Annotated in this window: 13 protein-coding genes; 9 read left to right on the top strand and 4 right to left on the bottom strand. The window is 46.1% G+C overall.

Features of this window, described 5'->3' with window-relative positions:
* Positions 1-28: 28 nt before the first annotated feature.
* On the top strand, positions 29-751 hold the full coding sequence (locus BC343_RS21745) for an RluA family pseudouridine synthase (protein WP_078349886.1): 723 nt from the start codon (positions 29-31) through the stop codon (positions 749-751).
* Positions 752-799: 48 nt separating this feature from the next.
* Here BC343_RS21745 and yiaK read toward each other — a convergent pair whose 3' ends face one another.
* Positions 800-1,831, bottom strand: a complete 1,032-nt coding sequence (yiaK, locus tag BC343_RS21740) for a 3-dehydro-L-gulonate 2-dehydrogenase (protein WP_238381826.1) — start codon at positions 1,829-1,831, stop codon at positions 800-802.
* Positions 1,832-1,992: 161 nt separating this feature from the next.
* Between yiaK and BC343_RS21735 the strand changes: the two genes are divergently transcribed.
* Positions 1,993-2,502 (top strand): hypothetical protein, encoded by a 510-nt coding sequence (locus BC343_RS21735; protein WP_078349885.1) that lies wholly within the window; start codon positions 1,993-1,995, stop codon positions 2,500-2,502.
* Between the two features lie 45 nt (positions 2,503-2,547).
* A complete protein-coding gene (gene purN / locus BC343_RS21730; RefSeq protein WP_078349884.1) occupies positions 2,548-3,126 on the top strand; it encodes a phosphoribosylglycinamide formyltransferase in 579 nt (192 codons plus the stop codon).
* A gap of 79 nt (positions 3,127-3,205) precedes the next feature.
* Here the strand turns inward: purN and BC343_RS21725 are convergent, their stop codons facing one another.
* Entirely contained in the window at positions 3,206-3,754 is a 549-nt protein-coding gene (locus BC343_RS21725; protein WP_078349883.1) for an STM3941 family protein, read from the bottom strand.
* Between the two features lie 53 nt (positions 3,755-3,807).
* Entirely contained in the window at positions 3,808-4,242 is a 435-nt protein-coding gene (locus BC343_RS21720; RefSeq protein ID WP_078349882.1) for a lipocalin family protein, read from the bottom strand.
* 186 nt (positions 4,243-4,428) lie between these two features.
* Between BC343_RS21720 and purH the strand changes: the two genes are divergently transcribed.
* The 6 genes from purH (at position 4,429) to rodA (ending at position 11,888) form a co-directional block, all read left to right on the top strand.
* Positions 4,429-5,955: a bifunctional phosphoribosylaminoimidazolecarboxamide formyltransferase/IMP cyclohydrolase gene (gene purH, locus BC343_RS21715; protein WP_078349881.1), complete on the top strand. Its 1,527-nt coding sequence runs from the start codon at positions 4,429-4,431 to the stop codon at positions 5,953-5,955.
* Positions 5,956-6,162: 207 nt separating this feature from the next.
* Positions 6,163-7,185, top strand: a complete 1,023-nt coding sequence (locus BC343_RS21710; RefSeq protein WP_067054626.1) for a rod shape-determining protein — start codon at positions 6,163-6,165, stop codon at positions 7,183-7,185.
* A gap of 91 nt (positions 7,186-7,276) precedes the next feature.
* A complete protein-coding gene (gene mreC, locus BC343_RS21705) occupies positions 7,277-8,113 on the top strand; it encodes a rod shape-determining protein MreC (protein ID WP_078349880.1) in 837 nt (278 codons plus the stop codon).
* Positions 8,106-8,624, top strand: a complete 519-nt coding sequence (locus tag BC343_RS21700) for a rod shape-determining protein MreD (protein ID WP_078349879.1) — start codon at positions 8,106-8,108, stop codon at positions 8,622-8,624. The genes mreC and BC343_RS21700 overlap by 8 nt, the downstream gene beginning before the upstream one ends.
* On the top strand, positions 8,621-10,621 hold the full coding sequence (mrdA, locus tag BC343_RS21695) for a penicillin-binding protein 2 (protein ID WP_078349878.1): 2,001 nt from the start codon (positions 8,621-8,623) through the stop codon (positions 10,619-10,621). Before BC343_RS21700 ends, mrdA begins: the two co-directional genes overlap by 4 nt.
* Positions 10,614-11,888: a rod shape-determining protein RodA gene (gene rodA, locus BC343_RS21690; protein ID WP_078349877.1), complete on the top strand. Its 1,275-nt coding sequence runs from the start codon at positions 10,614-10,616 to the stop codon at positions 11,886-11,888. Before mrdA ends, rodA begins: the two co-directional genes overlap by 8 nt.
* Here the strand turns inward: rodA and BC343_RS21685 are convergent.
* On the bottom strand, positions 11,879-13,156 hold the full coding sequence (locus BC343_RS21685) for a hypothetical protein (RefSeq protein ID WP_078349876.1): 1,278 nt from the start codon (positions 13,154-13,156) through the stop codon (positions 11,879-11,881). The genes rodA and BC343_RS21685 overlap by 10 nt on opposite strands.
* Between the last annotated feature and the right edge of the window lie 39 nt (positions 13,157-13,195).

Below are 13,195 nucleotides of genomic sequence, written 5' to 3'. Positions count from 1 at the left end.
TCAGACATCCGACTTCAGACTTAAAACAATGGCTCAGCCCGAACATAATTATACTAATAACGCTATTACCGATAAGGATATCTTGTATGAGGATAACCACCTTATTGCTGTGAACAAGCGTGCCGGCGATATTGTGCAGGTAGATGATACTATGGACGAACCGCTGGATGAAAAAGTAAAAAAATACATCGCCGCTAAATATAACAAGCCCAATGGGGCGTTTTTGGGCGTAGTGCACCGCTTGGATAGGCCCGTTAGCGGCGTTATCTTATTCGCTAAAACCAGTAAGGCCTTAGACAGAATAAATAAAATGTTTAAGGGGCGCGAGATGCATAAAACTTATTATGCCATTGTGCGCAAACGCCCTTACCCCGAAAGTGGCAACCTGGTACACTGGCTGGTGAAAAATCCGCAAAAAAACGTTACCAAGGCGCACGATAAAGAAGTGCAGGGTAGCCTGCGTTCAGAACTGAACTATAAACTGGTTGGCGAATTAGATGGCTACTACGTAATTGAGGTTGACCCGATAACCGGCCGCCCGCACCAGATACGCGTGCAGCTATCAACCCTGGGCTGCCCCATTGTAGCTGATAATAAATATGGCTACCCCCGTGGCAGCCTCCGCAAAAGCATTTGCCTGCATTCCCGCCGCCTGCAATTTATCCACCCCGTAAAAAACGAACCTATATTAATAGAAGCACCATTGCCAAAGGATGGCTTTTGGGATAAGTTTGAGGGGTTGGTGAGGTAGGTTGGATATGCAGTGCCGATAGTTATCTGAATAAAATAGGTAACTGCTTTACATCCCCTTCACCTCTTCCCAAATTCTTTCATCCACCAACACGCCTTCAGCCATATTTTTCTCCCTTGTGCGCAGCATGTTTTCGCCGGGGTACAGTATCTCGCTGCCATCGGCGGTTTCGCTGGTTTTGGTGTAGGCGATAATTTCGTTTATTAAGGTTTCGTTTTGGTCCGCGTCGGCTTTTATAGCGATGAATACCTGCGATACGCCGGTTTCTTTACGTCCGCTTTGGGTGATAGCAGCGGTGGAACTGCCGCCGCTTAAGATGGTAGCCAGCAGATCAAGCACTAATGATAATCCAGAGCCTTTCCAGAAGCCAATAGGCAGTGCACGCTTTGTAGCTATAATGGCGGCGGCGTCTGTTGTTAAGTTGCCTTCGGCATCGTACCCGCCGGGCAGGGGCAAGGGCTTGTTTTGTGCCTCATATTGCCAAAGCTTGCCGAACGAGAATTGCGAAATGGCCATATCCAGCACCACATGCCCGCCTTGTTTGGGTACGGATATAATTAATGGGTTGTTGCCCAGTCGTGGTTGCGTGCCGCCCCAAGGGGGCAGGTTGGCTATGGTATTGGTAAAGCAAATGCCCACGCAACCGGCTTCGGCAGCTTGCCAGCCATAAGTGCCGCCCCGCATCCAATGATTGGTGTTTTTTATGGCTACGCAGCCTATGCCGTTTTCTTTTGCCAATGCAATGGCCCTATCCATACTGAAGCGGGCATTTAGCAAGCCGGGGGCGTAGTTGCCGTCCCATTGCTCAATGGCACCGAGGGAATTTATCAAAGCCGGTTCGGCATTGGGGGTAATAAAGCCTTCTTTTAAATAATCTACAAATACACCAAAGCGGTTAAGCCCGTGCGAGGCTACGCCATCGCGGCTGTTATCGGCAAAAATGCCGGCGCAGGCATCGGCTTTGCTTTCTTCAAAACCAAGCGATAGCAATACCCGGTAAAATTCGGCTTTCAAAGTATTGTAAGGTATTCGAAGGGTTTTATGTTCGGGGGAGTGGTTAATGGGCTGGTTCAGCATCATAGGTAATTTTAGTTAAGCACCGGGCGCAAGTTAAAAAATTACAACTTAATTGGGCCTTGCTTGTTATGGCTTTGGCAACGGTGAAATAATACGGTAATAATAGAGTTATAGGGATAGCCCGCCATATAGCGGGAATTTCTATTTTTGCCGTAGAAAAACTAATGAAGAGAAAAATAAGTTTTTGGTGCCTCCCTGTTGTATTGTTTACTGCATTTGGCATTAACTCATGCAAGAAAACCGATCAAAGCAATGTGCCTAACCTGCTTACAACAAGGCAATGGGAATTAGCTTCGGTGTTGGTGTATAATTATGTGGGAGATAGCCAGGTAGGTACTGCCGATACTTTGAATGCCGATTGCGATACCACGCAGGTGTTTAAGTTTTTTAAAGACGGCAGTTGCAGCTACACCAATTACAGTTGCGCCGAGCCTGTAGCAAGGGGCACCTATAGCCTGAGTGATACCAAATTGGTGCTGCACGCCGATATTGCATTTGCCGACACAGCGCTGGCCGGTGGAGCCAGGCCTTTTGCCAATGCCCAGATATATACCCTGGGCGATTTTTCGATGGTGCTGCAAACCGGCGATACGCAGCCCTATTATACATCAACCCAACCCCGTACTATTTACAGGTGGGGTTTTATACGCCAAAGTGAAGTAACTACCAGATAAGTAGTAAAATTTTTTTATTTTGCAATAACAAAGCTACCAGCCATTTTGAAAAAGAGAATAGCCATTTTTGCTTCCGGGTCGGGGTCTAACGCCCAAAAAATAATGGAGCACTTTAAGCGTAACGCCGATGCCGAGGTTGTACTGGTGCTAACCAATAACCCGCAAGCCTACGTGCTGCAGCGTGCCGATAATTTTGAAGTGCCCTCGCATATATTTACCCGCCACGAGTTTTACGAAACCGACGATGTAATATCGTTATTAAAAAACCTGCAGGTTGATATTATTGTATTGGCCGGTTTCCTGTGGTTGGTGCCTAAAACTTTGTTGAACGCATTCCCTAATAAGATCATTAACCTGCATCCCGCATTGTTACCTAAGTTTGGTGGCAAAGGCATGTATGGCGATAACGTGCATAAGGCTGTTTTAGCAGCCGGCGAAGAAGAATCGGGCATTACCATCCACTTTGCTAATGCCGAATTCGATGAAGGCGAGATTATCCATCAGTCACGCTTTAAGATAGAGCCGGATGATACCTTAGAGATGGTGAAATTTAAAGTACAGCAATTGGAACATCAGCATTTCCCCAAGGTTATTGAGAATTTGCTGAAGAAGATGAGGTCGTAGACAGAGGTTAGAGGTTGGTGTTTAGAGGTTAGTTAGTCTCTCTACTCATAAATGAATTAGAAGTTACATACTCCCGACATTAGGCTCTCGACTCCATCCTCCCCCTCAGCAACCTATATAATTCCTCAAAATCGTACTGCAAGGTATTGGCGGTTATGCTTATTGGCGTTCCGTACGAGCGGTAGTTCATGGCGGCCATTTTTTTCATGATGCCGTTGGTTTGGGTGCCAATGTAGTCTTCGGGATTGCTTACAAAAACCATAATGAGTTTTTGCTTGCCCATTTCCATTGCGTTGATATCTTCAATATCTGCCCAGGGTATAAGCCCGAAAGTGAAACCACTGGCATTGTCGGTTATGCCTTCATCGCTTACGATAAGCCCGGGGCGGGTATCAAACATTTTTTTGAAAAGGCAATAAGCACAAAAGCCGAATAAAGCTATGGCCAAAACGCCTATAGTGTAAGTGAAAACAGGGTACGGGCGGTTGCCGAACAAACGGATATCCGGATGCGTAACAAACCATAGGCCCGCTGCCACAAAGGCAAGCGAGCCTATTAGTAGTAATGCTAATTTTGTTTTGCTTAGCGGTATTTCTACCGTATTATTTGCTTGCAGGGTGCTGGCCATGGCTATCTAATTGTGATGCCCTAAGTTACAACGACTTCCCGCTCCCAAGCAAATTATTTTTGTTTTTGAAAACGAGTGCCACAGCCTTCTATACACATCACCGGCCCGGCAGGTATCAGCGTTAGTTTATCGCCTTCAATTTTGTAAAGGTATTTTTGGCTGGTAGTATCGGTAGGCTCTTTAAATATCAGGGTGGTGCTATCCTTTATAGCAAAGGTTGTGTATTGCGAAAAATGCATCAGGAAGTTCTCCGAATCGTCCAACCCCACGGTTTCTATCTTACCATCGGGTTTAAAGGTGATGGTGTTGGTGGTTGCTATGGTTACCGGGTGGTAGGTGCCGCTGCCATCGCCCGGGTCCGCATAAGTGGCATCGAGTTTCCAGGTGCCGGCTATAGATGCGTTGGTTAATACTACTTCCTGCATTTTGGTACAGGCGGCTGCAAATAAGAAGAAAATGCAGGCAGATAATTTTGTTATGGTTTTCATTGTTGGCGTTTTTTAACCTTACGCAAGCCTGCCCGGTTACGCTACAATTTAGCGCCGATTTTTTGCCAACTAACGACTTTTTATCTGCCTAAGCATCAACAAAAAGCCACCTAAAAAAAACTGTTCTCTATTCACCGTTCTCTGCTCACTAATCATTACCTTTGCGGCTCAAAAAATGCCCTGCAAATGAGCCAATCTGTTCAAATCAAAAACGCCCTTATTTCTGTTTATTACAAAGACAACCTCGAGCCGATCATCCACGAGCTGAACCGCCTTGGTGTTAACATATATTCTACTGGTGGTACCGAAACTTTTATCCGCGACCTTGGTGTTAACGTGATAGCTGTTGAGGACCTTACCTCGTACCCATCTATACTGGGGGGGCGTGTAAAAACCCTGCACCCTAAGGTATTTGGCGGTATTTTATCGCGCCGTGGGTTAGCAAGCGATGCACAGCAACTGGAGCAATACGCTATCCCCGAGATAGACCTGGTTATTGTTGACCTGTATCCTTTTGAAGAGACCGTGAACTCGGGCGCAAGCGAAGAGGATATCATTGAGAAGATAGATATCGGCGGTATATCGCTTATTCGCGCAGCTGCTAAAAACTTTAAGGATGTAGTTATCGTTGCTTCTAAGAACGATTACGGTATTTTAGAAGATATCCTGAAAACACAGGAAGGTGCTACCACTATTGATCAACGCCGCACTTTTGCGCAAAAAGCATTTAACATATCATCGAACTACGATACGCATATCTTTAAGTATTTCGACCAAACCGAACCTATGCCGGTTTTCAAACAAAGCATACAAACCAGCCAAACCCTGCGTTACGGCGAAAACCCGCATCAAAAAGGTACCTTCTACGGTGATCTTGATGCTATGTTCACCAAATTGAACGGTAAAGAATTATCGTACAATAACCTGGTAGATGTTGATGCTGCTGTTGATCTGATCAACGAGTTTACCGAGCCAACCTTCGCTATCCTGAAACACACCAACGCCTGCGGTGTTGCCAGTCGCCTGCATACCAAAGAGGCCTGGGCCGATGCTTTGGCTTGCGACCCTGTTTCGGCTTTTGGCGGTGTATTGATCACCAATGCCGAAGTTTGCGAAGCAACCGCTATTGAGATAGACAAGATATTTTACGAGGTACTGATAGCACCGGCCTTTACAGAGGATGCGCTGAAAGTATTAACCGCCAAAAAGAACCGTATCGTGCTTTTGCGCAATAAAGTGGAACTGCCAAGCAAGCAATTTAAAACCTTGCTGAACGGTGTTATTGAGCAGGATAAAGACCAGGTGATAGAAGGCCCGGCACAAATGAAACCGGTTACCGAAAAAGTACCTACCACCGAGGAGTTGAAAGACCTGTTCTTTGCCAATAAAGTGGTTAAACACACCAAATCTAACACCATCGTTTTCGCTAAAAACAACCAGTTAATGTCGAGCGGCGTTGGCCAAACTTCGAGGGTAGATTCGTTGAAGCAGGCTATTATCAAAGCTGAAAGCTTTGGTTTCGACCTGAAAGGTGCTGTTATGGCATCTGATGCATTCTTCCCTTTCCCTGATTGCGTGGAGATAGCTGCCGAAGCGGGTATCACTGCCGTATTGCAACCCGGTGGTTCTATCAAAGATCAGGATTCGATAGACATGTGTAACCAAAAAGGCATTGCAATGGTTACCACCGGCGTAAGGCACTTTAAGCACTAAGGGTTAGAGGTTAGAGAGCGGAGAACAGAGGTTGGTTAGCGCATTGAAGCTACTTTAAAATGCCTCTAACGATACGATTTAAACAAATCGGGAGTTATTAACTATTAATTAGTTTTAATTCGTGAAATTCGTATCAACGCGATCAGTTTCGTGATAATTCGTGCTCATTATTATTAACTTTGCAAAAATATTTTGAAATAACGCCACATGGGTTTATTTAATTTTTTCACACAAGAGATCGCCATTGACCTGGGTACTGCCAATACCCTCATTATACATAACGATAAAGTAGTTGTTGACGAGCCGTCGATAGTTGCTTTTGACCGTACTACCAATAAAGTTATTGCCATTGGGCGCCAGGCCATGCAAATGGAGGGTAAAACCCACGATAACATCCGCACCGTGCGCCCGCTTAAAGATGGTGTAATAGCCGACTTTAACGCTGCCGAGCTGATGATACGCGGTATGATAAAAATGATAAACCAGGGTAAAGGATGGTTCTTCCCATCGTTGCGTATGGTTATCTGTATCCCATCGGGTATTACCGAGGTAGAGAAACGTGCGGTGCGCGACAGCGCCGAAATTGCCGGTGCTAAAGAAGTGTACCTGATATACGAACCAATGGCTGCTGCCGTGGGTATCGGTATCGACGTGGAAGAGCCAATGGGTAACATGATCATTGATATTGGTGGTGGTACTACCGAGATCGCCGTTATTGCCCTTTCGGGTATCGTTTGCGACCAATCTATCCGCGTAGCAGGCGATAACTTCGATTCGGACATCGTACAATACATCCGTCGCCAGCATAACATCATGATCGGTGACCGTACTGCCGAGAAGATAAAAATTGAAGTAGGTGCTGCATTGCCCGAGCTTTCGGAGCCACCAGCAGATTTTGCCGTACAAGGCCGCGACTTAATGACCGGTGTGCCAAAACAGATCACCGTATCATACACCGAGATAGCACACTGTCTTGATAAATCTATCTCGAAGATCGAAGAAGCGATATTGAAAGCATTGGAGATAACTCCCCCCGAGCTTTCGGCCGATATTTACCAAACCGGTATTTACTTAACCGGAGGTGGTGCGTTACTGCGCGGCTTAGATAAGCGTGTAGCTGCTAAAACCAAATTGCCTGTACACGTAGCCGAAGACCCGCTTCGCGCCGTAGTACGCGGCACCGGTACCGCCCTTAAAAATATAGGTAACTTTAAGTTTTTGATGCAATAAGCATTAGTGAGTGGTGAATAGTTGATTAGGTGAGTGGTTTTACCGCTTTCATAACTATTCACCACTCTCTTTATCAACCACTCACCAGCAGATGCGCAACCTCCTGATATTTATCACTAAGTACAACGCATTCTTTCTGTTCCTTATTTTTGAGGTAAGCGCGCTTATCATCTACATCAAATACAATTCGTTTCAAAAAGCCAGCGTAATAAACAGTACCAACCAGGTGACCGGCCAGTTTTACCAACGCGCCGACGAACTGAAGGGCTACCTCTCGCTGCGCGAAGTGAACGACAAACTGGCTCAGGAAAATGCTGCATTGCGTAACCAACTGCGCTCGGCCAAATACGCCGACTCGGTTTCCAAGCATGTGGTGAACGATACCATTTACAAGCAGCAGTACGAGTATATTGATGCCAAGGTGATAAATAACTCGGTTAACAAGCGTAACAATTACCTCACCATAACTAAGGGCAGTAAAGATGGCGTGGCCAAGGGTATGGGCGTAATTTGCAGCACCGGTACTGTTGGCAAGGTGGTGTTGGTGGGCGAGCACGTAGCCATAGTGCAATCGTTACTCCATAAAGATTCGCGGTTTAGTGCTATGCTGGCCGATAACAAAGAGATAGGCTACCTGCAATGGGGCGAGGACCTTGACCCGCATAAAGGTTTACTTGTAGATGTATCTAACACCGCGCGCCCGCGTGTTGGCGAAGCGGTGGTAACCTCGCAGCTTTCATCATTGTTCCCGGCGGGGATACCTATTGGTAAAGTAAGCAAATTGAATGCAAAAGGTGCCGGCTTTTTCCTGAACATGGAAGTGGCGCTGGCGGTAGATTTCAGCAAGCTGGAATATGTTTATGTAATAGATAACAAGTTTGCCACCGAGCAAGCGGGATTGGAGGCCCAGGAAAAGAAAGATGATTAGGGTTTTCCTTACCAATATCGTACGTTTTATAATGCTGGTGTTTTTGCAGGTTTTCCTGTTAAAAAACATTGCCTTGTATGATATGGCCACGCCGTACCTCTACATATTGTTCATTCTGCTGCTGCCCTTCGAAACGCCTAATATTGTGCTGTTCCTGTTGTCGTTCGGTATCGGGTTAACTATCGATATGTTTTACGATACGCCGGGCCTGCATGCTGCTGCCTGTACCTTGCTGGCGCTGGTGCGTGTACTGTTCATCAGCATTACGGTGCAAAAAGATGGCTTTGATAACGAACCCGAGCCAACATTGAGCATTATGGGCTTCCGCTGGTTTTTTACCTACGCGCTTATACTTACACTTTTTCACCACTTCTTCCTGTTCAATCTGGAAGTTTTTCGCTTAACTGAAATAGAATATACACTAACCCGCTTTTTATCGAGTTCAATATTTACAGTATTTTTGATGTTGGTTTCGGGTCTGTTATTTTTCAGGAGAAAAGAGCGTAAATGAATAGTTTTTTTGAACGGCGCTATGTGGTCGCCGGTATTTTCATAGCTTTTATTTTAGTGCTGCTTGGCCGCTTGTTCTACATACAGGTGGTTGACGACCGCTATGTGGCCTATGCCAGCCAAAACGTGGTGCGCAAAATGATACAATACCCTGCCCGCGGCCCTATATTAGACCGCAACGGCAAGGTAATGGTGCAGAACGAACCAGTTTACGATATTATGGTTATCCCGAAACAGGTAACCGCATTTGATACCGTGGAGTTTTGCAAGCTACTCAGCATCGACAGGGCGGGGTACGATAAACGGATGATCAAAGCCCGCAAGTACTCGCCATACCGCGCATCGGTATTTGAAAAGCAGCTTACGGCAGAATTGTACGCAGCCTTCCAGGAGCGTCTATCGGAGTTCCCTGGCTTTTTCCCGCAGCAAAGGCCGGTACGTACCTATCCCGATTCGGCAGCGGCACAATTCTTAGGTTATATTGGTGAGGTTACCGATCCTATGATCAAAAAGTCGGGCGGTTATTACAGCCCCGGCGATTACGTAGGTATTACTGGTGTAGAGCGCTCTTACGAGCCTGTTCTACGCGGCCAGCGCGGTGTAGAGAACTGGATGGTAGATTCGCGCAACGTGCGGAAGGGCTCATACGCTAACGGTGCTTTTGATACCAGTGCAGTAGCTGGTGAGCGTTTAGTATCGTCGTTAGATATGAATATCCAAAAATTCGGCGAGGCTTTGATGCGTAACAAAGTAGGTAGTATCGTAGCCATTGAACCATCAACCGGTGAGATATTATGCTTTGTAAGTAGCCCTACCTACGATCCTAATTTGCTGGTAGGTAAAGAACGCGGTAACAATGCCGCCAAGCTTTATAAAGACCCATATAAACCCTTCTTTACACGACCTGTGCAGGCTTTGTACCCGCCAGGTTCATCATTTAAGCCTTTAGATGCTTTGATAGCTATGCAGGAGGGGATGATAAACCCGCAATCGGTTTATGTATGCCCGGGGTACTACACATCGGGTAACCGCCGCATAAAATGTTTCCACGGCGAGGTACACGGCCCGGTTAACCTAACCCAGGCCATTGCCCATTCGTGCAACGGATATTTCGATATGGTTTTCGAGAAATTGGTTAACAAGTATGGTGCACGAAATATTGATACAGGCTACGGTGCATGGCGCCAAAACGTGATGAAGTTTGGCTTAGGAACACGGCTTGATCTTGACCTGCCGAGCGAAGGCCGGGGCCTTTTACCAAAAGCAACTTTTTACGACAAGCTATATAAAAAAGGCGGCTGGCGTTCAAGCACCGTTATATCGCTGGGTATAGGGCAGGGCGAGATGCTGGCCACGCCTTTGCAGTTGGCTAATATTGAAGCAGTAATTGCTAACAGAGGGTATTTTTATAAACCCCATCTCATAAAATCGATAGGCGATAAACAGGTTATTAAACACGAATACACCGTACGTAATTACGTAGGGGTAGATTCGGCATATTTTAAACCCGCTATTGATGGCATGCAGCAGGTGGTTGACCAAGGTACGGCATATGGCTCAAAAATACCGGGTATTATTATGTGCGGAAAAACCGGTACCGCGGAGGTGAAAAATAAAAACGATAACTCGGTATTTGTGGCTTTCGCCCCGCGCGATAACCCTAAAATAGCCATTGCCGTAGTGGTAGAGAACTCGGGCCAGGGCGCTACATGGGCCGCGCCAATAGCCAGCTTTATTGTAGAGAAATATTTGACAGGCAAAATATCCAAACGCTCATCGGGCATATACCCCGAGTATTACATGAACGCTAACCTGTTGCCGCCACCTGTATTATCGGCAGCAGATAAAAGGCAGCTGAAGTTAGATAGTCTTAAGAAAACTCAGGCCGATTCGGTCAACAAACTGAAGCTGAAAGCAGCATCGAACAATAAACCAACAGACAGCCCACGGGTGAACAAGGCAACTGCTATGCTGCCAAAACGCAAGGACAATGAATAACTACCAGCAGCGCGGTTTTTTTGCAAATGTAGATTGGGTTACCATTCTGCTATACCTTGCGTTATGCGTTATCGGTTGGTTCAATATCCATGCGGCGGTGTACGATGAGAATAACCCGAGCCTTATCGATTCGAGTACGCAATATGGCAAGCAGTTCATATTTATAATTACCGGCCTGGTAATAGGTACAGTGATATTGCTGTTAGAGAGCCGCTTTTTATCATCGCTGGCACCGGCAATGTATGTTGTGACGGTACTATTGCTGATGGTGGTTTTAGTTGCAGGGCACAAGGTAGGTGGTAACCAGGCCTGGATAGATATGGGGGGCGGTTTCAGGCTGCAACCATCCGAGTTCGCCAAGTTTGCTACCTGTTTGCTGCTGGCGCGATACCTCAGCGGTACCAACGTAAAAGTTACAGACCCGGTATCCTTCCTGATAGCGGGGGGCATTATTTTCCTGCCTATGCTGCTTATTAAACTACAGCCGGATGATGGCTCTACGCTGGTATTCTGCTCGCTGATATTTGTGCTTTACCGCGAAGGGTTGTCGCCCTATTTTCTAATTGTGGGCGGTTTATTGGTTACCCTTTTCATCACGTCGCTTATATTCAATTCGTGGTACGTGGTTATTGCTATTGCGATAGTAGCCACACTTATTGTCTTAAGCATCAAACGCAACCGCCCGTTGGTGTTTAAAATTATCATCGGCGCTATCATTAGCATGGCTTTTGTTTTTGCCGTGAAACCGCTTTACAATAAAGGGCTTAAAGACCACCAGCGCAAACGTATTGATGTAGTGCTGGGCTTAACGCAGGATAAAAAGCATGTGGGCTACAACCAAAACCAATCTAAAATAGCCATAGGCTCCGGCGGTTTATGGGGTAAGGGTTATTTACAGGGCACGCAAACCAAGTATGCCTTTGTACCCGAGCAAAGCACCGACTTTATTTTTTGTACCATAGGCGAGGAGTGGGGCTTTGCAGGTTCGGTGGTAGTAATGGGGTTGTACCTGTTTTTATTGCTGCGTATCATTTTGATAGCCGAGCGGCAGCGCGCACCGTTTTCGCGCATTTATGGCTATGGGGTAGCATCTATTATCTTCTGCCACGTGCTTATTAATATAGCTATGGCCATAGGGTTGATGCCGGTGATAGGTATACCGCTGCCATTCATCAGCTACGGCGGATCATCGTTATGGAGTTTCACCATCCTACTCTTCATATTGTTGAAGCTGGATAGTAACCGGATGGGTATTATTTACGCGTAACGCCTGCGCAGTAGAGCGTAGAATTTATCCGAGGTTTCTTTTTTGCCTTCCCAATTGTTTTTGGTAACGTAGTTGTTTTTCAGGAAACGGTCGGCCTCTTCAAAATTGCTGAAACGGTTAACAATTTCTATAGCCTCGGTGTAGGCCAGGTTGTAACCTTTAAACAGGTCTTTTACGAACAGTAGTTTATCATTCAGCGTAATAGCCGTTTTAATGTCTGATAGTGGCTCAATATGCTCGGCAGGTTCGGCTGTGGCAGCAGGTTTGGCCTCTTTCTTTTGTGCCGATAGGCGCTGGTTCAACGTAAGCACCTGCTCTTTTTCTTCTTCTTTCGGCTTAAAGCTTTCCAGTTGGATATCTTCCATACTTTCGGCCAAAGCCTTTTTGCCTTTTACCTTAGGCGCATCAAATAAGGTAAGCGGAGCAGATTCTTCTTCCTCTTCAATTACAGGCTCGGGCGTAGTTTCAGGTTCGCTTTCCGGTTCCTGTTCCTGTTCAACTTCTGCCACCGGCTCCGGTACTTCTTCAATTACAGGCTCCGGCTCTTCCGCAACAGGTTCTTCTTCTATTACAGGCTCTGGTTGGGGCTCTGCTTCGGCTTCAACCTCGGGCACTTCCTCAACTTCCGGCTCAATACTTTCTTCTTCCGACTGCAGACTTTCGACTTCAGACTGCTCCTCTTTTTCTTCAGACTTCGGACTTTCAACTTCAGACTGCTCTTCTTCCTCTATCTCCGCAACAGGTGTTAACAGTAATTCATCCTGGCTTTGCCCTTCTTCTTCGTCTTCAAAGTTATCGGCTTCATCCAAAACCAATTCGTGGCGGATAGCTTCGGTTTCTTCTTTTTCTTGTACGGATTGAGGACTTTCAACTTCAGACTTCAGACTTTCGACTTCCGACTCTCCCAGCGTTTCAAATTTCAGTTCTTCTTCATCTGCAGGCGGTACTATCTCAAACTTGATGCTGTCATTATTAATAGGCTTGGGCGTATCAGCTTTGAAGGGGGCAGGCGCCGGTTTGGCGGGCTGCACCATCGGCTCGAACCATTTTGGTTCATCCTTGATACTGGTTTTGGCAACAGGCTGGCTCTTAATAGCATTCAGCTTGCGAAGTATCTCGGCATGGTCTTTTAAAAAGTGGGTGTTGGCTACAAAAAGTTCAAGCTCCAGGTCGTTCAGGTTCTCTACCGAACTTTGCAGGTACTCGTATTGCTCGTTTATTTCTTGTATAATTACACCTATCTTTTTAAATACCTCCTGTTGCTTCATATGTATTATGTTAGGAAATTGCTAATCAAAAATAGTATA

Source organism: Mucilaginibacter pedocola, from assembly GCF_002013915.1.
Lineage (GTDB): Bacteria > Bacteroidota > Bacteroidia > Sphingobacteriales > Sphingobacteriaceae > Mucilaginibacter > Mucilaginibacter pedocola.
Note: the sequence above shows the minus strand (reverse complement) of the source record. Positions and strands in the feature narration are given on the sequence as shown.

Excerpts from the sequence above, each read along its gene's own strand:
- BC343_RS21720 (WP_078349882.1), bottom strand. The coding sequence starts at position 4,242 with ATGAAAACCATAACAAAATTATCTGCCTGCATTTTCTTCTTATTTGCA.
- BC343_RS21745 (WP_078349886.1), top strand. The coding sequence starts at position 29 with ATGGCTCAGCCCGAACATAATTATACTAATAACGCTATTACCGATAAG.
- rodA (WP_078349877.1), top strand. The coding sequence starts at position 10,614 with ATGAATAACTACCAGCAGCGCGGTTTTTTTGCAAATGTAGATTGGGTT.
- purH (WP_078349881.1), top strand. The coding sequence starts at position 4,429 with ATGAGCCAATCTGTTCAAATCAAAAACGCCCTTATTTCTGTTTATTAC.
- mrdA (WP_078349878.1), top strand. The coding sequence starts at position 8,621 with ATGAATAGTTTTTTTGAACGGCGCTATGTGGTCGCCGGTATTTTCATA.
- yiaK (WP_238381826.1), bottom strand. The coding sequence starts at position 1,831 with ATGATGCTGAACCAGCCCATTAACCACTCCCCCGAACATAAAACCCTT.
- BC343_RS21735 (WP_078349885.1), top strand. The coding sequence starts at position 1,993 with ATGAAGAGAAAAATAAGTTTTTGGTGCCTCCCTGTTGTATTGTTTACT.
- BC343_RS21725 (WP_078349883.1), bottom strand. The coding sequence starts at position 3,754 with ATGGCCAGCACCCTGCAAGCAAATAATACGGTAGAAATACCGCTAAGC.
- mreC (WP_078349880.1), top strand. The coding sequence starts at position 7,277 with ATGCGCAACCTCCTGATATTTATCACTAAGTACAACGCATTCTTTCTG.
- BC343_RS21685 (WP_078349876.1), bottom strand. The coding sequence starts at position 13,156 with ATGAAGCAACAGGAGGTATTTAAAAAGATAGGTGTAATTATACAAGAA.
- BC343_RS21700 (WP_078349879.1), top strand. The coding sequence starts at position 8,106 with ATGATTAGGGTTTTCCTTACCAATATCGTACGTTTTATAATGCTGGTG.
- BC343_RS21710 (WP_067054626.1), top strand. The coding sequence starts at position 6,163 with ATGGGTTTATTTAATTTTTTCACACAAGAGATCGCCATTGACCTGGGT.